Annotated in this window: 22 protein-coding genes and 1 tRNA gene; 11 read left to right on the top strand and 12 right to left on the bottom strand. The window is 64.1% G+C overall.

The annotated features are described in order from the left end of the window. The first annotated feature begins 66 nt into the window (after positions 1-66). Positions 67-1,008, top strand: coding sequence for a GlxA family transcriptional regulator (locus N6L27_RS14480; protein ID WP_271908007.1), 942 nt, complete (start codon positions 67-69; stop codon positions 1,006-1,008). Here the strand turns inward: N6L27_RS14480 and N6L27_RS14485 are convergent. Further along, positions 1,005-2,195: a hypothetical protein gene (locus N6L27_RS14485; RefSeq protein ID WP_271908008.1), complete on the bottom strand. Its 1,191-nt coding sequence runs from the start codon at positions 2,193-2,195 to the stop codon at positions 1,005-1,007. The genes N6L27_RS14480 and N6L27_RS14485 overlap by 4 nt on opposite strands. An 83-nt stretch (positions 2,196-2,278) precedes the next feature. Further along, positions 2,279-2,701: a VOC family protein gene (locus N6L27_RS14490; protein WP_271908009.1), complete on the bottom strand. Its 423-nt coding sequence runs from the start codon at positions 2,699-2,701 to the stop codon at positions 2,279-2,281. Positions 2,702-2,842: 141 nt separating this feature from the next. On the opposite strand from N6L27_RS14490, the gene ade reads away from it, so the two are divergent. The 8 genes from ade to msrA all read left to right on the top strand — a co-directional run bounded on the left by ade (position 2,843) and on the right by msrA (position 10,044). Continuing rightward, positions 2,843-4,645, top strand: coding sequence for an adenine deaminase (gene ade / locus N6L27_RS14495; RefSeq protein WP_271908010.1), 1,803 nt, complete (start codon positions 2,843-2,845; stop codon positions 4,643-4,645). Further along, positions 4,642-6,108 (top strand): AMP nucleosidase, encoded by a 1,467-nt coding sequence (locus tag N6L27_RS14500; RefSeq protein WP_271908011.1) that lies wholly within the window; start codon positions 4,642-4,644, stop codon positions 6,106-6,108. The genes ade and N6L27_RS14500 overlap by 4 nt, the downstream gene beginning before the upstream one ends. A gap of 139 nt (positions 6,109-6,247) precedes the next feature. Beyond that, positions 6,248-6,535, top strand: a complete 288-nt coding sequence (locus N6L27_RS14505; RefSeq protein ID WP_019297532.1) for an HU family DNA-binding protein — start codon at positions 6,248-6,250, stop codon at positions 6,533-6,535. Between the two features lie 163 nt (positions 6,536-6,698). Further along, the gene (locus tag N6L27_RS14510; RefSeq protein WP_271908012.1) at positions 6,699-7,322 is read left to right on the top strand and encodes a LysE family translocator; all 624 of its coding nucleotides are present in this window, start codon (positions 6,699-6,701) and stop codon (positions 7,320-7,322) included. A gap of 75 nt (positions 7,323-7,397) precedes the next feature. Beyond that, entirely contained in the window at positions 7,398-8,303 is a 906-nt protein-coding gene (locus N6L27_RS14515; RefSeq protein WP_271908013.1) for a DMT family transporter, read from the top strand. A 112-nt stretch (positions 8,304-8,415) separates the two neighbouring features. After that, entirely contained in the window at positions 8,416-8,979 is a 564-nt protein-coding gene (locus tag N6L27_RS14520; RefSeq protein WP_271908014.1) for a DUF4202 domain-containing protein, read from the top strand. A 103-nt stretch (positions 8,980-9,082) separates the two neighbouring features. Continuing rightward, a complete protein-coding gene (gene msrB, locus N6L27_RS14525; protein WP_271908015.1) occupies positions 9,083-9,532 on the top strand; it encodes a peptide-methionine (R)-S-oxide reductase MsrB in 450 nt (149 codons plus the stop codon). After that, positions 9,529-10,044, top strand: a complete 516-nt coding sequence (msrA, locus tag N6L27_RS14530; protein ID WP_271908016.1) for a peptide-methionine (S)-S-oxide reductase MsrA — start codon at positions 9,529-9,531, stop codon at positions 10,042-10,044. The genes msrB and msrA overlap by 4 nt, the downstream gene beginning before the upstream one ends. A gap of 149 nt (positions 10,045-10,193) precedes the next feature. Here msrA and N6L27_RS14535 read toward each other — a convergent pair whose 3' ends face one another. From N6L27_RS14535 to N6L27_RS14570, 8 genes are all read right to left on the bottom strand, one after another. Further along, positions 10,194-12,200, bottom strand: coding sequence for a hydantoinase/oxoprolinase family protein (locus N6L27_RS14535; RefSeq protein WP_271908017.1), 2,007 nt, complete (start codon positions 12,198-12,200; stop codon positions 10,194-10,196). A 72-nt stretch (positions 12,201-12,272) separates the two neighbouring features. Then, the gene (queG, locus tag N6L27_RS14540) at positions 12,273-13,316 is read right to left on the bottom strand and encodes a tRNA epoxyqueuosine(34) reductase QueG (protein WP_271908018.1); all 1,044 of its coding nucleotides are present in this window, start codon (positions 13,314-13,316) and stop codon (positions 12,273-12,275) included. Between the two features lie 77 nt (positions 13,317-13,393). Continuing rightward, the gene (gene fzlA / locus N6L27_RS14545; RefSeq protein WP_039184994.1) at positions 13,394-14,059 is read right to left on the bottom strand and encodes an FtsZ-binding protein FzlA; all 666 of its coding nucleotides are present in this window, start codon (positions 14,057-14,059) and stop codon (positions 13,394-13,396) included. 66 nt (positions 14,060-14,125) lie between these two features. After that, entirely contained in the window at positions 14,126-14,863 is a 738-nt protein-coding gene (gene mtgA / locus N6L27_RS14550; RefSeq protein ID WP_271908019.1) for a monofunctional biosynthetic peptidoglycan transglycosylase, read from the bottom strand. A 99-nt stretch (positions 14,864-14,962) separates the two neighbouring features. After that, on the bottom strand, positions 14,963-19,495 hold the full coding sequence (gene gltB / locus N6L27_RS14555; protein WP_271908020.1) for a glutamate synthase large subunit: 4,533 nt from the start codon (positions 19,493-19,495) through the stop codon (positions 14,963-14,965). A 12-nt stretch (positions 19,496-19,507) separates the two neighbouring features. Next, positions 19,508-20,284: a hypothetical protein gene (locus tag N6L27_RS14560; RefSeq protein ID WP_271908021.1), complete on the bottom strand. Its 777-nt coding sequence runs from the start codon at positions 20,282-20,284 to the stop codon at positions 19,508-19,510. A 63-nt stretch (positions 20,285-20,347) separates the two neighbouring features. After that, entirely contained in the window at positions 20,348-20,782 is a 435-nt protein-coding gene (locus N6L27_RS14565) for a GFA family protein (protein WP_271908022.1), read from the bottom strand. A gap of 109 nt (positions 20,783-20,891) precedes the next feature. Next, the gene (locus tag N6L27_RS14570; protein ID WP_271908023.1) at positions 20,892-22,331 is read right to left on the bottom strand and encodes an NAD(P)-dependent oxidoreductase; all 1,440 of its coding nucleotides are present in this window, start codon (positions 22,329-22,331) and stop codon (positions 20,892-20,894) included. Positions 22,332-22,573: 242 nt separating this feature from the next. On the opposite strand from N6L27_RS14570, the gene N6L27_RS14575 reads away from it, so the two are divergent. After that, positions 22,574-23,380 (top strand): undecaprenyl-diphosphate phosphatase, encoded by an 807-nt coding sequence (locus tag N6L27_RS14575; RefSeq protein WP_271908024.1) that lies wholly within the window; start codon positions 22,574-22,576, stop codon positions 23,378-23,380. A gap of 62 nt (positions 23,381-23,442) precedes the next feature. Here N6L27_RS14575 and N6L27_RS14580 read toward each other — a convergent pair whose 3' ends face one another. After that, positions 23,443-24,432: a complex I NDUFA9 subunit family protein gene (locus tag N6L27_RS14580; RefSeq protein ID WP_271908025.1), complete on the bottom strand. Its 990-nt coding sequence runs from the start codon at positions 24,430-24,432 to the stop codon at positions 23,443-23,445. Positions 24,433-24,643: 211 nt separating this feature from the next. Here N6L27_RS14580 and N6L27_RS14585 point away from each other — a divergent pair. After that, positions 24,644-24,730: transfer RNA gene (locus N6L27_RS14585), tRNA-Leu, on the top strand. 137 nt (positions 24,731-24,867) lie between these two features. On the opposite strand, the gene N6L27_RS14590 is transcribed toward N6L27_RS14585, so the two are convergent. Then, entirely contained in the window at positions 24,868-26,343 is a 1,476-nt protein-coding gene (locus tag N6L27_RS14590) for a heme biosynthesis protein HemY (protein WP_271908026.1), read from the bottom strand. Between the last annotated feature and the right edge of the window lie 9 nt (positions 26,344-26,352).

Here is a 26,352-nt window from a genome sequence, read left to right on the forward strand (position 1 = left end):
GGCAAATCTGTTGCACATCAGATTACGCCGCTTGCCTGCACCTATCATGCAGGAATAGAAATAATCATGCAAAATTGGACAAAAGATACCGCTGCAGTGCAGCAATTGGATGTGCTGCTGTTTGATGCCTTTTCGGCCCATTGCCTGGCCAACACGGTGGAGCCGCTGCGTGCCGCCAATACGTTTGCCGGGCGGCAGGTCTATGCCTGGCGGTTCCTGACGCTGGACGGCAGGGCGGCGGTGTCCTCGTCGGGCATGGAGGTGCGGGCGCACGGGAAACTGGGCGATTGCAGCGGCGATCTGCTGATTGCGATGCCGTCTTATGACTTCCTGCGCCATGCCAGTGCGGCGACCGCCCGAGCGCTGAAGTCCGCAGCCCGCCGCTACAAGGGACTGGCGGGTTTTGACACCGGCGCCTGGCTGCTGGCGCAGGCCGGGTTGCTGAACGGGCGGCGCGCCACCATCCACTGGGAAGAACTGGACCGTTTCACCGAGGCTTTCCCCGAGGTGCAGGCCGAACGCGCTCGGCAAGTCTGGGACGGCGACCGCATCACCTGCACCGGCGCGCTGGCGGCCTTTGACACGATGATGGAGTTGATCGGCGACCAGCATGGCGCCGCCCTGCGGCTTGAGGTTGCCGCGCTGTTCATGGCACCTGAGGCGACCGAAACCCAGGATCCGATCCTGGTGCGCGGCAAATCGGTTGCCCGCGCGGTTGCGGTGATGCAGGCCAATCTGGAAACGCCCTTGCCGATCGCTGCCGTGGCCAGAAAAGCGGGGCGCAGCCAGAAGGATTTGGAGGCCCGGATGAAGGGTGAACTGGGGGCAACGCCGCAGGCGGTCTACCGGCGGCTGCGGCTGATACAGGCCAGAAAGCTCGTGTTAGAAACTGTTCTAAGCGTTTCCGAAATTGCCCTGCGCTGCGGATACGACGACCCGAGCGCGCTGACCCGGGCCTTCAAGGCCGAGTTCGGAACCACCCCGCGCAGCTTGCGCAGCAGCGGTTAGGCCTGCTTCGCCGCCATCCACTGGTTCAGCCGCCACAGCCCCCAGGCCAGCGGAATCGCCGCCAGCCCGCCGATCACATAGGCCAACGGCTCATCGGCAAAGGATTCGAACATCTGCGTATAGGCATGGATCGCGGCAAAGGTCAGCGCCGCATTGAACAGCCCGCGCTGGTGCCGCTGGGCCGCCCAGAAAATCACCGCTGCCAGCACCGCCGCCCAAAGCACGGAATAGACGTTTTCAGAGATGAACAGCGCGCTGTCGCGGAAGGCATCGCGGGCAGCGGAAAAGGATTCCCAATCCTCGTAGCCGTTGCTGTAACGACCCGGCCCCCAGACGGTTTCGCCCACCACGTCCCCCCACAGCGACCCGACCAGGGCGCAGAGGTTTGCAACCACAAATCCCAGGATCGCCAGGATGCGCAGGTGCCGGGCGTCACGCTCTGCCAGCCGGGAGGCACCCCAGACACAGAGCACGATCAGCAGCACCATCTGCAGGATCGTCAGCGTCGATTCCGGCGAATAGAACACATAAGCCGCGTGGAAATAACTGGTGCCGGTCTCCAGCATCTGGGCAAAGGGCGCAATCGCCAGCGCGGTGACAAAGCGCACGTCCACCTGCCAGCCGGCCAGTGCCAGCGCCGCCGTGTAGTAAAGCAGCGCCAGGTTCCGCAACGGTGATCCGATGCCGTATTGCTGCAGCAGCAGCTCGATCCCGGCCAAATGCATCGCCAGTCCCATCAGCAGGATCGCGCCCAACACAAAGCCCGCGGACCAGGCCCCGTGCCGCCAGCGCCAGGTGCAGATCAGCGCCACCAGCGCACCGGCGGGCAGCATCACCCAGCCGGCAATGTCCTCATACTTATCGACCAGCTCAATCCCGGCGCCGCCCATCAGCATGCCTGCGCCGATCAGGGTTGCGGAATTTCCGAACATCCGCAGCGTCTCGCTGCCGCGGGCCAGAACCGCCAGCCCGCCGCCCAGCATCAGGATGCCAGTGACCGCTACCGCCAGCGGATCCGCCAGCCAGAAGATGAACCCGGCAGTGGCTGCAATGATCCCGAAACACAGGATCGCGTTCACCGCCAGCGATACCATCACTTCGCGCGAACGCGCCTCGATGGTGCGGGCCTGATCCGGGGTCAGCACCCCTTCTTCGACCAGGGCAGTTGTATCGGCAATGGCATGCATCAGCGGTCCCTCGCGGCATCAAAATAATACCGCCCAGCATGGACCGGCCGTGGCCAGGGTGAAAGGGGAGGAATTCCCGCCGCTTACCCTTTGGGCCGGCTTGGCACCCAGGCGTAGCCGTTTTCACACAGGACATAGGCCTCGCGCAGGCCATGCGGCTTGTCCGTTGGTGCTTGCAGAATGGTGAAACCCGCGGCCTCCGCCCGTTCCGCCGCGTTATCCGGATCGGTGTCATAAAGCCGGATCTCAATCCCCGCCCCGCGCGGCGGGTTTTCCGGCAGCAGCCCCAGCAGCGGGTTTTCCGCATAAGTGCCGTCACTGTGCAGCTGGAACACCTGTCCGCCATAGGTGACGATGGCAAAATCCTTACTCACCTGATGGCCCTTCATGGCGAAAACAGTCTCTAAAAAAGCGACTTCTGCTGGCACATCCCGCACCAGCAGGTTGATCCCTATCCCGCGCAGGGAGCGGCCGAAACTGTCTGCATCTATTGTTTGATAATCCATAAGGACAGTGTCGTCCCGTTACGGCCCTGCGGCAATGCCAAACACGTCAGCTTTCGGCGCCTTTCCACCGCCTGCATGAAGCTTTGATGGCAAAGCCGGCAATCCGCTTGCCTTCCCGCCCGCAATCGGAACAATTGGATTATGTCAGATAATATTTTCCCAAGCTGGCCCGACTCCGCCCCGCAATTGATCGAAGTAGCCGCCGGCCGCGCGCCCGCCGACACGGTGATCCGGCAGGGCATTTGGGTCAATGTCCACACCCGCGAACAGCTGCCGGATCATGATATTGCGATCAAGGCGGGCCGCATCGCCTATGTCGGGCCGGATGCCTCTTATTGCACCGGGCCGGAGACACAAATCATCGAGGCAAACGGCCGCTACATGATCCCCGGCCTGTGCGACGCGCATATGCATATTGAATCCGGCATGCTGACGCCCGCAGAATTTGCCCGCGCGGTGATCCCGCATGGCACCACCTCGATGTTCACCGACCCGCATGAGATTGCCAATGTTCTGGGTCTGGACGGCGTGCGCTGCATGCATGACGAGGCGCTGATGCAGCCCGTCAACATCTTCACCCAGATGCCTAGCTGCGCGCCCTCGGCGCCGGGGCTGGAAACCACCGGTTATGAAATCTCTGCCGAAGACGTGGCAGAGGCAATGAACTGGCCCGGCATCATCGGGCTGGGGGAGATGATGAACTTCCCCGGCGTTGCCAACGCCGACCCCAAGATGCTGGCCGAAATCGCCGCCACCCAGCGCGCGGGCAAAACCGTCGGCGGCCATTACGCCTCCCCCGACCTTGGCCCGGACTTCGCCGCCTATGTGGCCGGCGGCCCGGCCGATGACCACGAGGGCACCTGCGAGGCCGACGCCATCGCCCGGGTGCGCCAGGGGATGCGGTCGATGATGCGGCTCGGGTCTGCCTGGTATGACGTCGAGAGCCAGATCACCGCCGTCACCGAGAAGGGGCTGGACCCGCGCAACTTCATTCTCTGCACCGATGACTGCCACTCCGGCACGCTGGTCAACGACGGACATGTGAACCGGGTGGTGCGCCACGCCATTGCCTGCGGCTGCGACCCGGTGATCGCCCTGCAGATGGCGACCATCAACACTGCCACCCATTTCGGGCTGGAGCGCGAGATCGGTTCCATCACCCCGGGCCGCCGCGCCGATGTGATCCTGACCTCGGATTTGCGCGAACTGCCGATCGAGGTGGTGATCGCCCGCGGGCAGATCGTGGCGGAATCAGGCTCTATCAAGGTCGAATGCCCGCATTTCAACTGGCCCGCCAGCGCCCGCGGCACCGTGCATCTGGGTCATGAGCTGACGGCTAAGGACTTCGAACTCACTGCGCCTGAAGGCGCCAATGCGGTCACTGCAAATGTGATCGGCGTGGTCGAAAACCAGGCCCCGACCAAGGCGCTGCAGGCGGAGCTGCCGGTGGTGGACGGGTTGGTCGAAGGCAGCGGCGACGTCTGCCAGATTGCGCTGGTCGAACGCCACCGCGCCACTGGCGGCGTCACCAACGCCTTTGTTTCCGGCTTTGGCTACAGCGGCAAAATGGCAATGGCCTCCACCGTGGCGCATGACAGCCACCATATGATCGTGGTCGGCACCGACCGCGCGCAGATGGCGCTGGCGGCCAACCGGCTGGCACAGGTGGGCGGCGGCATCACCCTGTATAAGAACGGGCAGGAGCAGGCGCTGGTCGAGCTGCCGATTGCCGGCCTGATGTCCGACAGCCCCGCCACCGAGGTTGCGGCCAAGGCGCAGGTGATGATGGAGGCAATGCAGGCCTGCGGCTGCGCCCTCAACAACGCTTACATGCAGCACTCGCTTCTGGCGCTGGTGGTGATCCCGGAACTCAGGATCTCCGACCTCGGCCTTGTCGACGTGCGCACCTTCCAGAAAATCCCGGTAATCGAGCCTGCCCAATGATAACAACAAAACACCCCGGTCATCCGCCGGACGAAAGCTTCAACGACGCAACCGAGGCCGTGGACCGTTTGGAGCTGCTGTACCGGCAGGCCACCGGTTTCCTGTGCGATGAGTTTATCCGCGCGATGGCCGACGGCGCGCCTGACAACCAGCGCATCCGCGCCTATTACCCGGAGATCCGGTTCTCCACCCTGACCTTCGCCCAGGTGGACAGCCGCCTCAGCTTCGGCCATGTCTCATCGCCCGGCACCTATGCCACCACGGTGACGCGGCCGGACTTGTTCCGCAACTACCTGATCCAGCAAATCGGCCTGCTGATCCGCAACCACGGCCAGCCAGTGACCATCAGCGTCTCTGACACCCCGATCCCGGTGCATTTCGCAGTGGCCTCGCGCCCGGACCTTACCGTGCCGCAGGAGGGCGCGGCGGGCTTCACCCTGCGCGATGTGTTTGACGTGCCGGATCTGTCCACCACCAATGACGACATCGTCAACGGCACCTATCAGCCCGCCAATGGCACCGGGCCGCTGGCGCTGTTCACCGCCCAGCGCATCGATTACTCGCTGGCGCGGCTCAGCCATTACACGGCCACCAGCCCGGAGCATTTCCAGAACCACGTCCTGTTCACCAACTACCAATTCTACGTGGCGGAGTTCGAAGCCTATGCCCGCGCCCAGTTGGCCGATCCAGACAGCGGCTACACCAGCTTTGTCAGCACCGGAAACCACGAGATCACGGACCCCGCGGCAGTGATCCCCGAAGCCGGCAAACTGCCGCAAATGCCTACCTACCACCTCAAGCGCGAAGGCGGGAACGGCATCACCCTGGTCAACATCGGCGTCGGCCCCTCCAACGCCAAGACCGCAACCGACCACATCGCGGTGCTGCGCCCGCATGCCTGGCTGATGGTCGGCCATTGCGCCGGTCTCCGGAACACTCAGGCGCTGGGAGACTTCGTTCTGGCGCATGGCTACCTGCGCGAGGACCATGTTCTGGACGACGATCTGCCGGTCTGGACCCCGATCCCGGCGCTGGCGGAAATTCAGGTGGCTCTGGAGGAGGCGGTGGCAGAGATCACCGAATACGAAGGCTTCGACCTCAAGCGGATCATGCGCACCGGCACGGTCGCCACCATCGACAACCGCAACTGGGAACTGCGCGACCAGTCCGGCCCGGTGCAGCGCCTGTCCCAGTCCCGCGCCGTCGCGCTGGATATGGAAAGCGCGACCATTGCCGCCAACGGCTACCGCTTCCGGGTTCCGTATGGCACGCTGCTCTGTGTGTCGGACAAACCGCTGCATGGCGAACTGAAGCTGCCGGGCATGGCATCGGACTTTTACAGGACCCAGGTTGCGCGCCATCTGCAAATCGGCATAAGAGCTATGGAACGCCTGCGCGGCATGCCGTTGGAGCGCCTGCACAGCCGGAAATTGCGCTCATTCGACGAAACAGCCTTCCTGTAGGGCGGTTTTTTGCAGTTTTCCTAGAAAAAATGCCCATTTTGGCCTGCGCGGAGCACACAAGAAGTTGTGTTATCATACAACATAACGATAATGTCACGCGATGAGGCCCCACAGTTCGGGCAGTTTAAGGAGACGAAGAATGTCCAAACCGATGACCAAAACCCAGCTTGTTGCCGCTCTGGCAGAGGAAATGGGCAGCGACAAGAAAGTCGCAGGTTCCGCACTGGAAGCGGTCTGCTCGCTGATCACCCGCGAAGTGTCGGGCGGCGGTGCAGTGACCCTGCCGGGCGTCGGCAAGATTTACTGCCGCGAGCGCCCCGAGCGTGAAGTGCGCAACCCGGCCACCGGTGAGAAGTTCACCAAAGAAGCCGACAAGGTTGTGAAAATGACCATCGCCAAAGCGCTGAAGGACAGCGTGAACGGCTGATACCGGACCTGATCCGGACGGTTTGAGGGCTGCCCGCTGCGGGCAGCCCTTTTCTTTTGCCCCGCACATACGGCCGACAGTTCGCCCTCCACCGCAGCGTTCCCGATTGCAAAGCCGGTCCCGGCGGCGCAGGCTGAGGTGAACGCACAAGGGGACCCGCGCCATGGAGAACGTCAATCTTCTGCTGATCCTGGGGGCAGCGCTGCTGGCCGGCGCCAGCCCCGGCCCCGCCACCCTGACCATTGCCGGCACTGCCATGCAGCGCGGCCGCGCCGCCGGGCTGGCACTGGCGGCCGGCGTCAGCAGCGGCTCGCTGATCTGGTCGGTCTCTGCCGCATTTGGCTTGGGCGCGGTGATGCTGGCAAATGCCTGGATGTTCGAGGCGGTCCGCTATTTCGGCGCCGCCTACCTGATGTATCTGGCGGTCCGCTCCGCCCGTTCTGCGCTGCGCTCCGGCGCCCCTGAGCTGCGCCCGTCTGCGGCACCCTCATTGCGCGCCGCCTATGCCAAGGGGCTGGCGCTGCATCTGACAAACCCCAAGGCGATCCTGTTCTTCGGCTCGCTCTATGCTATCGGCATCCCGCCCGGCACCGGACCCTCAGCGCTGCTGGTGGTGATCGCCGCCATCGCGGTGCAAAGCACGCTGGTCTTCCACGGCTACGCGCTCCTGTTCTCCAGCACCGCTGCCAGCCGCATCTACATCCGCATGCGCCGCGGGTTCGAGGCCCTGTTTGCCGCAGCCTTCGGTGCCGCCAGCTGGCAGATCCTGGCAGCCCGCCTCAGCTGACTGGGCTTGAATGACGGGGCTTGATCCCGCCGCCCGCTTCCCTGAAGGTCCGCAGCAGCAGAAAGGGTTGGGACAATGGACGCACGCGCAATTGCCATGGGGCTGGCCTTTGCCCTGATGTGGTCCTCGGCCTTCACCTCGGCAAGGATCATCGTTCAGGACGCCTCGCCGCTGTTCTCGCTGGCGGTGCGGTTCCTGATCTCCGGCCTGATCGGCGTCGCCATCGCCCGCGCCATGGGCCAGACCTGGCGGCTGACGCCCGGCCAGTGGCGCGCGACGGTGATCTTCGGAATTTGCCAGAATGCGCTCTACCTCGGCCTGAACTTTGTTGCCATGCAATGGATCGAGGCCTCACTCGCCGCCATTATCGCCTCCACCATGCCGCTGCTGGTGGCGCTGGCGGGCTGGATGATGTTTGGCGAACGGCTGCGCCCCCTGGGCTATGCCGGGCTGCTGGCAGGCATCCTGGGTGTCGCCCTGATCATGGGCACCCGCCTCAGCGCCGGCGTGGACCTGATGGGCGTCTTCCTCTGCGTGATTGGCGTGCTGGCGCTCACCACCGCAACCCTCGCCCTGCGCGGTGCCACTTCGGGCGGCAACTTCATGATGGTGGTCGGGCTGCAGATGCTGATCGGCTCTGCCATCCTGTTCGTGGCCGCACCGCTGAGCGAGGACATCTTTGTCAACCCAACCTGGCGGCTGGCGGCGGCCTTTACCTACACCACCATCGTGCCGGGGCTGATGGCGACCTTCATCTGGGTGCTGCTGCTGAACCGCATAGGTGCCGTGCGCGCCGCCACCTTCCACTTCCTGAACCCGGTGTTCGGTGTGGCGGTTGCCAGCGTGCTGCTGGGAGAGAAACTGGGGCCGCTCGATGTGCTGGGTGTTGCCATCGTCACCGGCGGCATTCTGGCGGTGCAACTCTCCCGTCAGCCTGCACAGCCGCAAACAGGGCCCTCCCGCGCGGCAAAGCCGGGCTGACACCCGTCCCTGCCCCTTGGGCCCGGCGCCGCTGCCGCGGCGCGGCCCCGTTGCAAGTGCTTGCGTTTCCAACGTAACCTGATCCGCAAGGACACAAACAGGAGGACGCGGCATGAGCGCGCAACTATCCCAGGTGGTGGACGCCATCGACGCCGCCAATGCCAAGGACCCGACACTGGAAGACGGCCAGCCCGCTGCGCTGCTTTACGGCCAGCGGATGAGCGCAGAGCAGGCCCGCCTGTTCCCGGGTGCTTCTGAGCCGCTGCAGATCGCTGCCCGAGGCCAGCATGTGGAACGCTGGAAACTGGAACGCAGCGCCTTCCCCGAAGGCCGCGCCGGCTACCTCGCATGGCGCAAGGCAGAGGCGGAGCACCACGCCGAAGTCGTCACCGCCCTGATGCAGGACGCAGGCTATGGCGCTGAGGACGTGGACGCCGCCGCCAAGATGCTGCGCAAGGAAGGCATCAAGCGCGACGACCAGGTGCAGGCGCTGGAGGACATCATCTGCTTTGTCTTCCTGAAGTGGTACTTTGAACCCTTTGCCGCCAAGCATCCGGCAGACAAGGTGCAGCGCATCGTCGAAAAGACCGCCCGCAAGATGTCGGCAGAGGCCCGCGCCCGGGTGCTGGGCGAATTCACCCTGCCCGCAAAGCTGGCCGGCGCCTTCGCCGCCTGACCGGCACCCGCTACACGGCTTTGCGAGCCGCCTGTAACAGGATTTGCATTTCCGCATCCAGACCCCATGTTCTGCACCAAACGCGAACAGGCGGGAGGACACCATGACCAAATTTTTCAAGAACCCGGACGTTATCGCCACCCTCTCCGAGGAAGAGTTCTATGTGACCCAGAACGCGGGCACCGAACGGCCGGGCACCGGCAAGCTGCTGAACAACAAGGAACCGGGCATCTACGTCGACATCGTCTCGGGCGAGCCGCTGTTTGCCTCCTCCGACAAATATGAATCCGGCTGCGGCTGGCCCAGCTTCACCAAGCCGATCGAATCCGCGCATATCCAGGAGCTGGAAGACCGCACCCTCGGCATGATCCGCACAGAGGTCCGCTCCACCCATGGCGACAGCCACCTCGGCCACGTGTTCCCGGACGGCCCGATGGACCGGGGCGGCCTGCGCTACTGCATCAACTCCGCGTCTCTGCGGTTCGTGCATCTGGACGACATGGAGGCCGAGGGCTATGGCGCCTACATCAACCAACTGGAGGTCGTGAAATGAGCACCACCGAACGCGCCGTCCTGGCAGGCGGCTGTTTCTGGGGCATGCAGGAACTGATCCGCAAACGCCCCGGCGTCATCAGCACCCGCGTCGGCTACACCGGCGGCGACGTGCCCAACGCCACCTACAAGAACCACGGCACCCATGCCGAGGGAATTGAGATCATCTTTGAGCCCGCCGTCACCTCCTTCCGGGAGATGCTGGAGTTCTTCTTCCAGATCCACGACCCGACCACGGTCAACCGCCAGGGCAATGACCTGGGGATGAGCTACCGCTCGGCGATCTACTACGCGGACGAAACCCAAAAGGCCGTGGCCGAGGACACCATCGCCGACGTCAACGCCTCCGGCCTCTGGCCCGGCAAGGTGGTGACAGAGGTTGAACCCGTGGGCGACTTCTGGGAAGCCGAGCCTGAGCATCAGGACTACCTGCAGCGGCTGCCAACCGGCTACACCTGCCATTTCGCGCGGCCCGACTGGGTGCTGCCGAAGCGAAACGAAGCCGCAGAATAGGCTCTAACAAGGCGCTTTTTGCCCCGCCGCACCCCGGCGGGGTTATTCACATGTCAGACGCCCAACAGGCAAACCTGCTTCTTCCGGCTAAAAACATCCCCGCCGGAGACAGCGGCTTTTCCCCGAAAAACCGCTCAGCAAATCCGAAACTAGGCGTGCGCCACCCGCGGCCGCCCGCTGGCTTCCACCGTCAGCGTGCCTTCGACAAACACCTCCCGCGACTCCACCTGCGCGGTGCGGATATCCCGCTCCACATGCACATGGATGTCCTCGGCGCCCGCTTCCTCTGCCGCACCGCGGGCCTCACCGGCCAGTGCTGCCTCCAGCGCCGCCAGCGCCTCGTCTGAGGCCTGGTAATCCACCGGCCCGCTCTCCAGATGCACCCGGTATTTGCCTTCGGAAGGCGACGTCACGGTGCCGCTGCGCCGCATGGTGACACGCCCCACCACAGCACCGATGGCATTCGCCACGCCCGCATGTTCCGGCAGGATCATGTTGCAGTGCAGCCGCTCCCCGACCGCCGGGTAGTAGCTGGGGGCAGAGGCCCCCAGCCCCACCACATCGACATTCAGCGCTGCATCCAGCGCCAGCAGCCCGCGGTGCTTTGCCAGCCCGCGCTGCAACAGAACATGCCGTGCCAGCTGATCCTCGGGCAGGCCAAAATCCTCGGCTTCTTCGGCAAAAGCAGATTCTAACAAGGTCAAAGCGGTCTGTTCGGTCAGCTGATCAATGATCATCTGCGCCAGCGTCTCCGCATCCCTTGCCACCATGTCGCCGCTGCCCACCCGGCGCCGCGCAAACAGCGTCAGCGCCTTCTCTGCCGCCTCCCGGTCCCAAGCATCCACCCGGCCCAGCACATGACTGGCATCCGACGGCGTCACGCCGGATACCTGCACCAGCCCGCGGTCCACCAGCCGGCCCAATGAGCCATGCTCCATCCGGGTGCGCAGGATCTGGCCCAGCGGGTGCACCTGCATCCCGATCCGCGCCAGCAGCCCGGCCTCCCGCTCGCTCAGCCCCGCAACCGGCACCCCCGGCACCGCGCGGACAAAACGCCCGTCAAACTCACCCACGGTGGAGTTGCGCAGCTGCTCATCCAGCGCCGCATGCACCACCTCTGGCGCGTCGGCGGCAATCAGCGAGACCGGAACCACCCGTCGCGGCCCCAGGGTCAGCCCGCCAGCGAGCCCGCTGGTGACCAGATGCACCTGGCTGTCGCCCCCCAGGCCGGTGGTCCGCATCGCCACCGCCTCGACCATGGTGCGGAACGCCCCGACCCGGGCACCCGCCGGGTCAATTGCGGGCTTGCCGTCCTTGATCAGCGCCACATCCGTTGTGGTACCGCCGATGTCGCTGACCAGCGCGTGATCCGCCCCGGTCATCCAGCGCGCGCCCACGATTGAGGCTGCGGGGCCGGACAGGATGGTCTCAATCGGCCGCTCCCGCGCCTGCTCGCCGCTCATCAGCGCGCCGTCGCCGCGCACCACCATCATCGGCGCCTCAATCCCCAGATCGCGCAGCGTGTCCTGCGCCCGCCCGATCAGCCGGTCAATCATCCCGATCAGCCGCGCGTTCAGCACCGCTGTCACCGCCCGCTTGGGCCCGTTCAGCTTGGCCGATAGCTGATGCGAGCAGGTGGCCGGCGCGCCGGTCATCTCATGAATGATCCGCGCTGCCTCAACCTCATGGGCCGGGTTGCGGGTGGCAAAGACGCCCGCCACGGCAAAGCCGGTAACCCCCTGCCCCTCAGTGCGCAGGAACAACTCCAGCGCCTCCGTGTCCAAGGGCGCTGCTTCGCTGCCGGCATGGGTATGGCCGCCGGCAATCACCAGCGCCGGATCGCCCTTCAGCGCATCCCGCAGCCCGTGCCGGTCCAGGTCGGACTCGTTAAACCCGATATAGATCAGCGCCACCCGGCCGCCCTGACCCTCAACCAGCGCATTGGTGGCCAGCGTGGTGGACAGGGCCGCCAGCGACACCTCCTGCGGCTGTACCCCGGACTGCTCCAGCACCGCCCGGATCGCGCCGCCGACACCAATCGCCAGATCAGCCCGCGTGGTCAGCGACTTGGCGGAGGCGATCACCTCCTTCTCGTCGCGGATCAGCACCGCATCGGTATAGGTTCCGCCTGTGTCCACTCCCAGCAGCAACGCCATGCCCAGCCCCTTCACATTCTGTTCGCCGGACCGGGTGTAACGCCTGTATGCGGCCCGTCCATCCTGTTTGCGTCACGAAAGCCGTTGAACCGCCCACCGCGCCGCATCCGCCACCGCCGGATCCGGATCCTCCGCCAGCCCCTGCGCCACCGCGCGCAGCTCCGTCAGGCCGGAATTTCCTATCGCATAGAGCACGTTGCGCACAAAACGGTCGCGCCCGATGCGCTTGATCGGCGAGCCGGAGAATTTCTCCCGGAACGCAGCGTCATCCAGCACCGCCAGCTCCGCCAGCTTCGGCGCCTTCAGCTCTTCGCGCGCGGCATAGCGCATGTCGCTGGCCGCCACCGCAAACTTGTTCCACGGGCAGGCCGCCAGACAGTCGTCGCAGCCATAGATCCGGTTGCCCAGCTTGCCCCGCAGTTCTTCGTCCACCGGCCCCTTGTGCTCGATCGTGAGGTAGGAAATGCAGCGCCGTGCATCAACCTGGTAGGGCGCCGGAAAGGCATCGGTCGGGCAACTGTCCAGACAGGCCCGGCAGGATCCGCAGCGGTCCGGTTCTGCCTTGTCCGCCGGCAGCTCCAGCGTGGTGAAAACAGACCCTAAAAAGGCCCAATTCCCCCAATTCCGGCTCACCAGATTGCTGTGCTTGCCCTGCCAGCCCAGCCCCGCCGCCATGCCCAGCGCCTTTTCCGGCACCGGCGCGGTATCGACAAAGACCTTCACCTCGCAGTCCTCTCCCGCCTCCGCAATCAGCCAGCGCGCCAGCCGCTTCAGCCGCTTCTTAACCAGGTCGTGATAATCCTTATTGCGGGCATAGACCGACACCGCACCGCGGTCCGCCTGCCCCACCACCGCCATCGGGTCTTCCTTGGGCGTGTAGCTTTCAGCCAGCATGATCACCGACCGCGCCTCGGGCCACAACAGCGCCGGATCGCCCCGCCAATGGCTGCGGTCCTCCATCCAGCCCATCTGCCCGTGATAGCCCGCCGCCAGAAACGCCTGCAGCCTCCCAGTCACCTGCGGCACATCCCAAGGCCGGCAGATCCGGCAGGACACAAACCCTTCCGCCAGCGCCTGAGCGACCAGTTTCTCCTTGATGCCGGATCCGTCTTTCATCTGGCTGAAAATATCCTCGGGGGTGAATTGAGCCGGAGGCTCAAGAGGGGGCAGACAGCCCCCTAACCCCGTTAATATCAGAAATCCAGATCAGTGTAATGCGGCGGCGGCCGGAAACCCGGCACCTGATCCGCCAGGATCGACCGGAAGGCGGGCCGCGACTTGATCTTGGCGTACCAGTCCTTGACCACCGCCGACCGGTTCCAGTCCACATCCGAAATGTAATCCAGCGACGACAGATGCGCGGCGGCAGCGAAATCCGCCAGCGTCATCATGTCCCCGGCCAGCCAGCGCCGGTGATCCAAGAGCCAGGCCATGTAATCCAGGTGGTATTTGATCGCCTTGGCGCCGGCCTTCACGTTGCGGCTGTCGGGATAGCCCTCACCGGTGATCTTCTTGTTCACCCGCTCATACAGCAGTTTCGACGTCACCTCGTGGTGGAACTTGTCATCAAACCAGCTGACCAGGCGGCGCACCTCAAACCGGCCCGCGGCATCCTTGGGCATCAGCGGCGGCTCGGGGCGGGTTTCCTCCAGGTATTCACAGATTGCGGCGCTCTCGGCCATCATCTGGCCGTCCAGCCGGATCACCGGCACCTTGGCAGCCGGGTTGCGGCGCAGAAAATCCGGATCCTGCTCCCAGTAGCGTTCCTCGACCAGTTCAACCTCGATCTTCTTCTCTGCCAGCGACAGCCGCACCTTGCGGCAATAGGGGGACAGGGGAACGTGGTACAGGCGCGCCATGGCTACAGGGGATCTCCAGAAAACTTATAACGGTTTCCCCAGCAATGCCTTGCAGGGGAGAAAGATTCAATCCTCGAAACAATCCGCCCGCCCGTCTGCGCGAATGGTGGCCGCCCCGTCCTGGATTTGCCGCGCCCGGCGCTGCACAAAGCCGGAGGGCTTGCGGGCCGAGCGTTCCTTTGGATTAGGCAGCACCGCGGCAATCAGCGCCGCCTGACGGGCGCTCAAGCCTTCCGGGCCCACACCGAAATACTTGCGCGCCGCCGCTTCGGCGCCAAACACGCCCTCATCCATTTCGGCCACGTTCAGGTAGACTTCCAGAATGCGGCGCTTGCTCCAGACGATTTCCACCACCGGCGTCAGCAGCGTCTCCAGCACCTTGCGCGGCCAGCTTCGGCCCTGCCACAGGAACACGTTCTTCACCACCTGCTGTGAAATGGTGGAGCCGCCGCGGCTCCCGCCCGCCTCGATTGCGGCCTGAATTGCGCGGGCATCAAATCCCCAATGGCGGCAGAACTGCGCATCCTCGGCCGCCACGACAGAGCGCGCCAGCACCGGCGCCATTTCCTCCAGCGGCACCCACATCCGGTCCACCTCGCCCAAACGGCGCTGCTCGGCCCAAATGGTATGGGTGATCGGCGGGTTCACCACCGAGTACAGCAGGATAAGGGCTAGAAACACCCCGGCCACTGCCAGAGCCGCCCGCAAAACCCAGCGCCGCAGCCAGCGCAACGGCTGGACCTTCAGCGCCGCCGTCTTTTTGCTGCTCTTGGTTTTCTTCTTTTTTGCAACTGCCTTCGCCATGCCCCTCTATAGGCCAGCATGCCCCCGCGAACCAACCGCCAAAAAGAAAACCCCGCAAGCATTTGCCTGCGGGGTTCCCGTTTTCGTCTCTAACAGGGCTTATTCTGCCGGAACAGCCGCCTGCTCCTGCATCACCGGATGCGGCAGCTTGTCGAGCATCTCCTTCGGGCAGACCTGCAGGAAGTTCGCCTTCTCGATGTCCCAATGCTGCAGAATCTCCGCGGCCTTACGGCTGCCGGTTTCATCCAGATGGCGGGCAATCAGGCCCTTCAGCTCTGCTTCCCAATGGGCAACGGTGACCGGGCAGGTGACCAGGGATTCCCTGTTCATCAAGTCCTCGGCCTTGCCTTCAGGATCATAGAGATAGGCCATGCCGCCGGTCATGCCTGCACCGAAGTTGGCGCCGATCGAGCCGAGGATCACCGCAACGCCGCCGGTCATGTATTCGCAGCCGTTGGAGCCGCAGCCCTCAATCACCACCTTGGCGCCGGAGTTGCGGACCGCAAAGCGCTCGCCCGCGCGGCCGGCTGCAAACAGGTAGCCATCGGTGGCGCCATACAGCACGGTATTGCCGATGATGGTGTTCTCGCTCGCCACCAGCGGGCTCACCTGCGGCGGGCGCACCACAATGATGCCGCCTGACAGGCCCTTGCCGACATAGTCGTTCGCATCACCCGACACTTCCAGCTTCAGCCCCGGCGCGGCAAAGGCGCCCAGCGCCTGACCGGCAGAACCCTGCAGCTTCACCGTCAGGTGGTCCGGCTGGAACGAATTCCGCATGCCGAAGTTGCGCACGATATGGCTGGAGGTCCGGGTGCCCACGGTGCGGTGGGTGTTCTGGATCGCATAAGACAGCTGCATCTTCTCGCCGTCCTGCAGGAAGCGGGCCGCGTCGCGTACAATTTCCGCATCCAGCGTGTCCGGCACCGCGTTGCGTTCACGCTCGCGGTTGTAGACGATGTTGGCGGAGCCATCGACGGTGATCAGCAGCGGGTTCAGGTCCAGGTCGTCCAGATGCGCAGAACCGCGCGACACCTGCGCCAGGAGGTCGGCCCGGCCGATCACCTCATCCAAGCTGCGGGCGCCGATGGAGGCGAGGATTTCCCGCACTTCCTGTGCATAGAAGGTGATCAGGTTCACCACCTTGTCCGCATTGCCGGTGAACTTGGCGCGCAGGCTCTCGTCCTGGGTGCAAACACCGACCGGGCAGGTGTTGGACTGGCACTGGCGCACCATGATGCAGCCCATCGCGATCAGCGCTGCGGTGCCGATGCCGTATTCCTCAGCCCCCAGCATCGCCGCCATCACGATGTCGCGCCCGGTGCGCAGGCCGCCGTCGGTGCGCAGCGTCACCCGCTCGCGCAGGTTGTTCATCGCCAGCACCTGATGCGCCTCGGTCAGGCCCATCTCCCACGGCAGGCCCGCATATTTGATTGAGGTCGCGGGCGACGCCCCGGTGCCGCCGTTGTGGCCCGAGATCAGGATGATGTCAGCCTTCGCCTTGGCCACGCCCGCGGCGATGGTGCCAACGCCGGAGGACGCCACCAGCTTCACCGTCACCTTGCAGCGCGGGTTGATCTGCTTCAGGTCATAGATCAGCTGCGCCAGATCCTCGATCGAGTAGATATCGTGGTGCGGCGGCGGCGAGATCAGGGTCACACCTTTGGTCGAATGGCGCAGGCGGGCAATCAGGTCGGTGACCTTCATCCCCGGCAGCTGGCCGCCTTCACCGGGCTTGGCGCCCTGGGCCACCTTGATTTCCAGTTCCTCGCACTGGTTCAGGTATTCGGCAGTGACGCCAAAGCGGCCCGATGCCACCTGCTTGATCTTGGCAGAGGGGTTGTCACCGTTCGGCTCCGGCACAAAATGCGCCGGATCTTCGCCGCCCTCGCCGGAGTCGGACTTGGCGCCGATCCGGTTCATGGCCACGTTCAGCGTCTTGTGCGCCTCGGGGCTCAGCGCACCCAGCGACATGCCCGGGGTCACGAACCGCTTGCGGATCGAAGTGATCGATTCCACTTCCTCAATCGGAACCGCCTTGCCCAGCGGCTTGATCTGCAAGAGGTCGCGCAGGTGGATCGGCGGATTGCTCTGCATCTTTCCCGAATACTGCTTCCACAGCTCATATGAGGCTCTGTTACAGGCCATTTGCATCATATGCATGCTGGTGGCTTCCCAGGCGTGGGTCTCACCCGACTTGCGCGCCTTGTAGAAACCGCCAATGGGCAGGATGCCTTCCGGCGCCTTCCAGGCCTTGGCGTGGATTTCCTCCGCCTTGGTCTGGATGCCGGTCACACCGATCCCCGAAATACGCGAAGTCATGCCCGGGAAATACTCCGCGCACATGGCGCGGGACAGGCCTACGGCTTCAAAGTTCAACCCGCCGCGGTAAGACGACACAACCGAGATCCCCATCTTGGCCATGATCTTCAACAGACCCTGGTCAATGGCCTCGCGGTAGCGCGCGACGTTTTCAGTCAGCGAACCGTCCAGCAGGCCGCGCTCAATCCGGTCGGCCAGCGAATCCTCGGCCAGATAGGCGTTCACCACAGTGGCGCCGCAGCCGATCAGCACCGCAAAGTAATGCGGGTCGATACATTCGGCGGAGCGGACGTTCAGCGAGCAGAAGGTGCGCAAGCCCTTGCGGGTCAGATGCGAATGCACGGCAGACGTTGCCAGGATCATCGGCATCGCCACCTTGCCGTCATCCGAATACTGGTCAGTCAGCACGATATGGCCGGCACCCGAACGCACCGCCTCCTCGGCCTCGGCCCGGATCCGCGCCAGTGCGGCATTCAGCGAGCCGCGGCCCGGTGCAAAGGTACAGTCGATTTCCGCAAGCGGCGCATTGAACTGCTGCACCAGCTTGTCCCACTGGGCGTTGCCGACAAACGGGCTCTCAAGCACGATGATCTCGGTCTGGGAGCTGTCCTCGTCCAGCACGTTCTTCAGGTTGCCGAACCGGGTCTTCAGCGACATCACCCGGAATTCGCGCAAACTGTCGATCGGCGGGTTGGTCACCTGGGAGAAGTTCTGCCGGAAGAAGTGGCTCAGCGGGCGGTACATCTTGGACAGCACCGCAGACGGGGTGTCATCCCCCATCGAGGCCAGCGATTCCTTGCCGTCCTCGGCCATCGGCGCCAGGATCTGCTCCAGCTCCTCAATCGTGTAGCCCGCGGCCACCTGGCGGCGGCGCAGCTCCTCACCGCTGAACAGCGGCTGTTCAGTCACCTTCGCCAGGGTCCCGTCCAGATCGTTGATACGTTTGACCCAGTCGCCGAAGGGCAGCGCGCGCGACAGCTTGTCCTTGATCTCGGTGTCGCGGAACAGCTTGCCCTTTTCCATATCGACAGCCAGCATCTGGCCCGGGCCCAGGGCGCCCTTCTCGACCACCGACGCCTCGTCAATCGGCACCATGCCGGCCTCGGAGCCTGCAATCACCAGCCCGTCGCCGGTCACCACATAGCGCATCGGGCGCAGGCCGTTGCGGTCCAGGCCCGCGCAGACCCAACGGCCGTCGGTCATCGCCAGCGCGGCGGGGCCGTCCCAGGGCTCCATCACAGAGTTGCAGTAGGAATACATGTCGCGCCAGGCCTGCGGCAGTTCCACCGCCTGCTTGGACCAGCTTTCCGGCACCAGCATGGTCTTCGCCATCGGTGCCGACCGGCCCGCGCGCACCAGAACCTCGAACACCCCGTCCAGCGCGGCAGAGTCTGACGCCCCGCCCGGCACGATCGGCTTGATGTCCTCGGCATAGTCGCCAAAGGTCGCCGAGGCCATGCGGATCTCATGGCTCTTCATCCAGTTCAGGTTGCCCTTCAGCGTGTTGATCTCGCCGTTATGCGCCAGCATGCGGAACGGCTGCGCCAGCCACCACTGCGGGAAGGTGTTGGTGGAATAGCGCTGGTGATAGATCGCAAAGGCGCTCTCGAAACGCTCATCCATCAGGTCCGGGTAGAACACAGCCACCTGTTCTGCCAGCATCATCCCCTTATAGATGATCGAGCGGCAGGACAGCGACGCAATATAGAGACCCGAGATCGCAGCCGCATTGGCCGCCTTCTCGATCCGGCGGCGGATCACATAGAGCTCCCGCTCAAACGTCTCTTCATCCACGCCCTTGGCGTTGGAGATCAGGATCTGCTCGATCTCGGGGCGGGTCGCGTTGGCCTTCTCGCCCAGGCAGGTCACATCCACCGGCACATGGCGCCAGCCGTAGATGGAATAGCCCATGCGCAGAACTTCGGTCTCGACAATGGTCCGGCAGCGCTCCTGGGCACCGAAATCGGTGCGCGGCAGGAACACCTGGCCCACCGCCATCAGCTCATCCTGGCGCGGCTCGTGTCCGGTGCGGCGGATCTGGTCATAGAAGAACGGAACCGGAATCTGCACATGGATGCCCGCGCCGTCGCCGGTCTTGCCGTCGGCATCCACCGCACCGCGGTGCCAGATCGCCTTCAGCGCGTCGATGCCGGCCTCAACCACCTTGCGGCTTTTCTTGCCGTCGACCGACACCACCAGGCCCACGCCGCAGGAGGAATGCTCTTCCTCCTCGGAATAGAGACCGTTTTCGGCCATCCATTTGCGCTTGTCTTCCTCGGCCTTGACCCATGCGGCATCAAATTTGGTCATGACGTTCTCCGATTAACTGATGGCGCAGCATGCCGCTGCGGCCGGTTGACTGTGCAGATCCAGGGCGCGTTCGCCCCAGGCGCGGGGCACCGCGCGGATCCGTTGCATAAGGGTTTTCACGCGGTCCTGATCGTCCTGCCAGACGGCGCCGATCACCGGGTAAAGGATGCCCGCGTCGCGCAGCGGGTCGATGACATCGTGGCTGTCGCGGTCAGCCAGGTAGTGATGAATACCCGGCCCCTGCGGGAAGGACTGCCAGTGCAGCGCTTCCTCGGCATTGTTGCGGCCATGCAGCAGGGTGTACTGCACCTGCCCGCCCATCGCCTGATCCAGCGCCGGACGGCTGAAGTCCGTGATCCGGCTGCGCGCTTCGATCCAGCGGCGGTCCGCCGGAAACGTTTCCGGGCGCGGGCAGTACTGCGGTGCCAGCGCCAGCGCGCGGCCAGCGCCCAGTTCCGCGGCATAAGACAGCGCGCCATAGCCGCCCATCGACACCCCGACCGTCATCAGCCGGCGCAAACCGTGCTGTTGGACATAGCCGGACACGGCCCGAAGGATCGCCGCCGCAACACCTGCCCCCTGGAACCAGCCCTGGCGGCGGTCGGTGACAAAGATGCAATGGCGCGCGCCCCCGTCCGAGGCGCTGGCCGCAAACTCCAGCAGTCCGCGCTTGGCGGCATTGGCATGATAGCTTGTGAACACGATCATGCCGCCATCCCCGCGCCCTTCCAGCGCACGGATCTCCAGCGCCGCGTCCGCGTGGAGGCGGCGGGATCTCAGGCGGAACATTGCCTGACGGAGGGATTTGCGGATCATCATCGGCATGGCAGTCAGCAGCGGGCCGAGCGGGCCTCAGGCTTCTCCTTCAGCGGTTTCGGCGAACATGGCGCGGCATTCCTCGCCAGTCATCCGCCGGTGGGCGCCGGCAAAACCATAGCCTGCAGGCTTTTCGTCGATGAAGAATTCCAGCTTCAGCGCAGCGCCGCCGGCGTTTTCAAACAGGCCAGCCGAAATCTGCGTGTGGCCATGCATCTTTCCCGGCGCTGTCATCCGGTACCACAGCACCGATCCGCATTCGCCGCAGAACGCCCGTTCCGCCCATTGCGAGGACTGAAAGGTCCGCACCGGGCCCAGCGCCGCATAGCCGGTGTCCGCCTGAAAGCTCAGGAACGGGCCGCTGGCCCAGCGCTGGCACATGTCGCAATGGCAGGCGGTCAGGGACGCCTGAACCGGCGTTGCGGTGACGCTGACCGCGCCGCACATGCACTGTCCCTGCAATTCGCTCATATCCATTGTCCTTCTGCTGGCTGGGTCAGCAATGCTGACCTTGCTGCGGTTCGGTCGCTGCCCCGCCGGTGCACAGGGGGTGCACAGACGGTGTACAGGGGGTGCCGGGTTATTCCGCCGCCACCGCGGCCTTGCTGTTGAGTTTCTCCAGGATCGCCTCGGCGCAGTCGCGGCCGTCCTTGATCGCCCAAACCACCAGCGATGCGCCGCGCACGATGTCGCCCACCGCATAGACGCCATCCAGTTCGGTGGCACCGGTCTTGAACGCCGCCTTGACGGTGCCCCAGCGGGTCACCGGCAGCTCCGGCTGGTTCCACAGGGTGGGCAGCTCTTCCGGCTCAAAGCCCAGGGCTTTGATAACCAGATCGGCCTCCTCGACGTAGTCCGCGCCTTCGATCACTTCCGGCGCCTGACGGCCCGAGGCATCCGGCTGGCCCAGGCGCATTTTCTGCACCATCACGCCGGAGACCTTGCCGCCCTCGTCCGTGAAGCCCTTGGGCGCCGACAGCCATTCGAAGATCACGCCTTCTTCCTCGGCGTTCTGGGTCTCGCGCTGCGAACCCGGCATGTTGGCCCGGTCGCGGCGGTAGAGGCATTTGACCGAGGTCGCGCCCTGGCGGATCGAGGTGCGCACGCAATCCATCGCGGTGTCGCCGCCGCCGATCACCACAACCTTCTTGCCTTCGGCATTCAGGCTGCCGTTGTCGAACTCAGCAACTTCGTCGCCAAAGCTCTTCTTGTTGGAGGCGCACAGGAAGTCGATTGCCTTGACGATGCCTTCAGCACCGCTGCCCGGCATTGCCAGATCACGCGATTTATAGACGCCGGTGGCGATGATCACCGCGTCATGCTTGCCGTGAATGTCTTCAAAGGAGATGTCCTCGCCCACGTTGCAGTTCAGCACAAAGGTCACGCCGCCGTCGGCCAGCAGCTTGTTGCGGCGTTCCACCACGTCCTTTTCCAGCTTGAAGCTGGGGATGCCGTACATCAGCAGCCCGCCGGCGCGGTCATAGCGGTCGTAAACAGTGACCTGCACACCCGCCTGGCGCAGCATGTCCGCCGCCGCCAGGCCGCCAGGGCCGGCACCGATGATGCCAACGCTCTCGCTGCGCTCGGCCAGCGGTGCGGCGGGCTTGACCCAGCCGTTTTCCCAGGCGGTGTCGGTGATGTATTTCTCAACCGAGCCGATGGTCACGGTGCCATGGCCGGACTGTTCGATCACGCAGTTGCCTTCGCACAGGCGGTCCTGCGGGCAGATGCGGCCGCAGATCTCCGGGAAGGTATTGGTGGCCTGGCTGGTGGCATAGGCCTCTTCCAGGCGGCCGGTTGCAGTCAGGCGCAGCCAGTCGGGGATGTTGTTGTGCAGCGGGCAGTGGCTCTGGCAGTACGGCACACCGCACTGGCTGCAGCGGCTGGCCTGTTCTTCGGCCTTGGCAGCTGCGTACTCCGCATAAATCTCATTGAAGTCTTCCTTGCGCACACTTGCGTCACGCTTTTGAGGCATGTCGCGTTCGATCTGCACAAATTTCAGCATCGGTTGCTTGGCCACGGGCTGGACTCCATCGTTTGTCTGGCTGCGCTGGCACCCTTTCAGGTACGGATACGCCTTTATGTCAACTGTGCTGACCTATTTTGCCAGCACTTTCCTTCTGATATCGTTTTTGGTGGAAATGTACAGATATTTTAGGTCCATTTCGGACCTTAATAATGACTTTCCAATCCAGAGCCGGGATTTATACAGAGACGCGACAGTTTACGGCCCTTCCGCGGCCAGCGAAGGAAGATTTCAGCATGCCGCTTTTTCAACTGATTCTGGTTGCGTTGATCCAAGGCATCACCGAATTCCTGCCTGTTTCCTCGTCCGGACACCTGATTCTGCTGCCGGGTCTCACAGGCCTCGATGATCAGGGCCAGGTGATCGACGTCGCTGTTCATGTCGGCACCCTGGCGGCGGTGATGATCTATTTCTGGAGCGATGTGCGAACGGGGCTGGCCGGATTGCCCCGTGCTTTGACGGGCCGAACAGACACGCCAGGCGCACGGTTGGCCATGGGGCTGATCGTGGCCACCATCCCCACCGTTTTGTTCGGCGCCTTGCTGCATTTCACCGGCCTCAGCGATGCCTTGCGGTCGATCACCGTGATCGGATGGACCATGCTCGGCTTCGGTCTTGTGCTCTACTGGGCAGACCAGAAAGGCGCCGCGGTAAAACAGGCCGGCGACTGGAGCCTGCGGGACGCGCTGATCATGGGCCTGTGGCAGATGCTGGCGCTGATCCCGGGCACTTCACGCTCCGGCATCACCATCACCGGAGCGCGCCAGCTGGGCTATAAGCGGGAGGACGGTGCCCGCATTGCCATGCTGATGTCGATCCCGACCATCATCGCCTCGGGCGTTCTGCTGGGAACAGAGGTGGCTCTGGAGGCCAACACCGCGCTGCTGCGGGATGCCGGCATTGCCGCTCTTCTGGCAATGCTGTCAGCGCTTGCTGCACTCAGCCTGATGATGAAGCTGCTGCGATCAGTCAGCTTCACACCTTATGTAGTCTACCGCGTGATCCTGGGTGCCGTGCTGTTGAGCATTGCCTACAGCAGCTGAGGCGGACATGAAAAAGCGCGGGTAATGTCCCGCGCTCTCAAGTTCTTCAGCCTTGCCCCGGATCAGGCGCCGTTGCGCAGATTGCGGGCAGAGTCCGTCATTTCGTCATACTGGCCGGAGGGACGGAACTTCCACAGGTAGTCCGGCAGCACGGAACCAGCGGACACAGGGTCGATACCCAGAGCTGCAAACCCCTTGGCACCATCAGACACAACATTGTCCGACTTCAGGCTTTTCAGCTGATCGCGGGTCAGCATCTTGTTCTCGATCAGCTGGAAGCTGACGAACTGAAGCACGTCAAAGCCAAACGCCACCAGCTTTGCCATGAAACCCGGCAGCGAGATGATGACGCGGCGGCGGTGGATCACTTCCAGCATCTGTTCCATCAGCGCGCGGAAGGTTTTGACCTCAGGCCCGCCCAGCTCGTAAACGCCGCCCTCAGCCTCACCCAGTGCGCCCTTGACCGCAGCCTTGGCCACATCGTCCACAAACACTGGCTGGAACCTGGTGCCGCCTGCTGCAATCGGCAGGAAGGGCGACAGGCGGGTCATGCCGGCAAAGCGGTTGAAGAAGCCGTCCTCTGCCCCGAAGATCACCGAGGGGCGCAGGATAACGGCACCCGGGAAATGCTGTTTCACCGCGGCTTCGCCGTCGGCCTTGGTCCGGGAATACTGGCTGGCAGCATCCGCATCGGCGCCAATCGCCGAGATATGCACCAGATTGGCAACGCCTTGCTGCGCGGCGATGCGGGCAATGCGGCCTGCGCCATCGGCGTGGATGGCGCCAAATGTGTTCTTGCCCAGCTCGTTCAGAACACCGACGCAGTTCACAACTGCATCCGCACCCTGCATCACAGACGCTACTGACATTTCGTCGCGGACATTGCAGAAAACAGGCTCCACCTGGCCCGGAACACCGTAGGGTTTCACATGCATGGCTTCGTTTGGCCTGCGCACGGCAACCCGCACCCGCCAGCCTTCCTTGGCCATGCGCCGCGCGATGTAGCGGCCCACAAAACCGGATCCGCCATAGATCGTGACCAGTTTGGACATCATTTGGCTCCTGAACTTAGCTGCCCCTATGCTGTAGCGCCGCAAGAGGCGCCAAACAAGGCGCAAATGGCCGCTGCGGCGGCTCAACCAGCCTGCTTGCACTGGTTTTTCCGCATCTCGGGCAAAGGCTTGGAGACCATCAGCCAAATATCCTGAAGAATCCGTTTGACGCCCCCCGGCAAGCTGCTTATACGCCGGTCTCACGACACCTGCCCAGGTGGCGGAATTGGTAGACGCGCTAGCTTCAGGTGCTAGTGTCCGTATGGACGTGGAGGTTCGAGTCCTCTCCTGGGCACCATCCCCCGAATAGATGAAATTTGTAAGCCGCCGAATGCCCCGGACCCTGCGGAGGCGTGCAGCATCACCTGTTCAAAATGAAAAACGGCAGGACCCGCCTGCCGTCTATCTTGGATCTTCGTTTTAGTGGAAACGGCTTCAGGTCTCCGGTTTAACCGTTTCCCGGGTCTCGCTCTCTGCATCCTCGGCTGGTTCGACTATCTCCGCATCCTCGACCGGTTCCGCGCTTTTGTCCTCAAGCGCGCCGGTGATCAGCGGCAGCATGTGGGCGGCTGCGACGCTGGCCACCTCCGGCGTCTCCGGTCGCTTCCAGGACAAGGTGTCAAAGCTGGAGCAATGCTCGCAGACCGGCGCCCATTCCGCATGGATATGATTGCAGCTGTCACAGACCCACTGCGGCCCGCGCGGCGCGGTCAGCGCCTTGGCCAGCCAGCCCTGCACCACCTTGTCGCTGGCACCCTCGCCGCGTTCTATTGCCGCCATCAGCGTCAGCGCGCGAGCGTCCGGCGCCCGTTTGGCCAGGTCATTCAGCCAGCGGCGGGCTTCGGGGAAATCCTCGGCCACGATGTTCAGCTCTGCCATCACCAGCCGGGTCTCGTCGTTCAGCGGCTTGATACGCGCCAGCTGGTCGAACCGCTTGACGCGCTCCGCAGCTGTTTCCTCCGGCTCGATTTCGGCAAAGGCGTGGGCCAGATCCGGGTGCGGCTGGCTTTCCCAGGCTTTCTTCAGCAGCCGGACAGCCGGGCGTTTCTTGCCCTTGGCAATATAGGCCCGTGCAGCCATGGCAGCAGCCGGGACCAGATCCGGCGACAGGCGGTTGGCCTCAATTGCCTGCTCCTGCTGCTCGACGGTTGCGCCCTCATCCAGCACCCCCTTGGAGGCTGACAAAGCCAGAACTGCATCGCGGCGCTTGTACACATCGCGCGGCAGGGTGCCGGTCTTGAGCTTGGTCGACAGCGTCTTGCGCGCGCCTGCCCAGTCTTCGGCCTGCGCCTGCAGGCGCAGCAGCGTGTCCTGCACTTCCTCGTGCTTGGGGCGCAGCGCCAGTGCCTTTTCGGCCAGCTGGCGGGCGGTATCCATGTCGCCTTCCGAGAGCTTCTGCTTCATGATCCCGCGCACCCCGACAAAGCGGGTCGGCTGGTTGGAGAGCAAACGCTTGTACGCCTCCGCGGCCTTGTGGGTATCGCCGCTCATCTCCGCCGCTTGCGCGACCAGAAGATCAGTCAGCTCCGGCTTCTGCAGATACTTCTCCGCCCGCGCCGCCTTGGCCAGCGCCAGGCGCCCTTCGCCAGAGGCCAGCGCCATCAGACCATCCGACAGCGCCTGGTAGCCTTTCCGCTCGCGGCCCTTGTCCCAATAGCGCGACAGCGCGGTTTCATCGCCATTCAGGAAGCGCAGCGTGGCGACCAGCAGCGACAGCAGTTTCAGGAACAGCCACAGACCAGCAACCAGCACGCCCAGCGCAATGACGGACTGCAGCGCGCCAAGGGTGTATTCCGTGCCGGCAACGGTGATCTGCACCCCGCCGGCTGTTTCCATCAGCAGACCGGCGCCAAAGGCAAGAAGCGCGACAATTGCGACAAATACGAGGATCTTAAACAACGACCAGAGCATGGCGGCTTC

Origin of the sequence: Leisingera sp. SS27 (genome assembly GCF_028368855.1) — a bacterium.
Classification (GTDB): Bacteria; Pseudomonadota; Alphaproteobacteria; order Rhodobacterales; family Rhodobacteraceae; genus Leisingera.

Bases quoted from the DNA above. Each gene is read 5' to 3' on its own strand.
- N6L27_RS14520 (WP_271908014.1), top strand. From the start codon at position 8,416: ATGAGCGCGCAACTATCCCAGGTGGTGGACGCCATCGACGCCGCCAAT.
- msrB (WP_271908015.1), top strand. From the start codon at position 9,083: ATGACCAAATTTTTCAAGAACCCGGACGTTATCGCCACCCTCTCCGAG.
- N6L27_RS14535 (WP_271908017.1), bottom strand. From the start codon at position 12,200: ATGGCGTTGCTGCTGGGAGTGGACACAGGCGGAACCTATACCGATGCG.
- mtgA (WP_271908019.1), bottom strand. From the start codon at position 14,863: ATGGCGAAGGCAGTTGCAAAAAAGAAGAAAACCAAGAGCAGCAAAAAG.
- N6L27_RS14485 (WP_271908008.1), bottom strand. From the start codon at position 2,195: ATGCATGCCATTGCCGATACAACTGCCCTGGTCGAAGAAGGGGTGCTG.
- msrA (WP_271908016.1), top strand. From the start codon at position 9,529: ATGAGCACCACCGAACGCGCCGTCCTGGCAGGCGGCTGTTTCTGGGGC.
- N6L27_RS14510 (WP_271908012.1), top strand. From the start codon at position 6,699: ATGGAGAACGTCAATCTTCTGCTGATCCTGGGGGCAGCGCTGCTGGCC.
- N6L27_RS14580 (WP_271908025.1), bottom strand. From the start codon at position 24,432: ATGTCCAAACTGGTCACGATCTATGGCGGATCCGGTTTTGTGGGCCGC.
- ade (WP_271908010.1), top strand. From the start codon at position 2,843: ATGTCAGATAATATTTTCCCAAGCTGGCCCGACTCCGCCCCGCAATTG.
- fzlA (WP_039184994.1), bottom strand. From the start codon at position 14,059: ATGGCGCGCCTGTACCACGTTCCCCTGTCCCCCTATTGCCGCAAGGTG.
- N6L27_RS14490 (WP_271908009.1), bottom strand. From the start codon at position 2,701: ATGGATTATCAAACAATAGATGCAGACAGTTTCGGCCGCTCCCTGCGC.
- queG (WP_271908018.1), bottom strand. From the start codon at position 13,316: ATGAAAGACGGATCCGGCATCAAGGAGAAACTGGTCGCTCAGGCGCTG.
- N6L27_RS14590 (WP_271908026.1), bottom strand. From the start codon at position 26,343: ATGCTCTGGTCGTTGTTTAAGATCCTCGTATTTGTCGCAATTGTCGCG.
- gltB (WP_271908020.1), bottom strand. From the start codon at position 19,495: ATGACCAAATTTGATGCCGCATGGGTCAAGGCCGAGGAAGACAAGCGC.
- N6L27_RS14575 (WP_271908024.1), top strand. From the start codon at position 22,574: ATGCCGCTTTTTCAACTGATTCTGGTTGCGTTGATCCAAGGCATCACC.
- N6L27_RS14515 (WP_271908013.1), top strand. From the start codon at position 7,398: ATGGACGCACGCGCAATTGCCATGGGGCTGGCCTTTGCCCTGATGTGG.
- N6L27_RS14565 (WP_271908022.1), bottom strand. From the start codon at position 20,782: ATGAGCGAATTGCAGGGACAGTGCATGTGCGGCGCGGTCAGCGTCACC.
- N6L27_RS14480 (WP_271908007.1), top strand. From the start codon at position 67: ATGCAAAATTGGACAAAAGATACCGCTGCAGTGCAGCAATTGGATGTG.
- N6L27_RS14500 (WP_271908011.1), top strand. From the start codon at position 4,642: ATGATAACAACAAAACACCCCGGTCATCCGCCGGACGAAAGCTTCAAC.
- N6L27_RS14505 (WP_019297532.1), top strand. From the start codon at position 6,248: ATGTCCAAACCGATGACCAAAACCCAGCTTGTTGCCGCTCTGGCAGAG.
- N6L27_RS14560 (WP_271908021.1), bottom strand. From the start codon at position 20,284: ATGTTCCGCCTGAGATCCCGCCGCCTCCACGCGGACGCGGCGCTGGAG.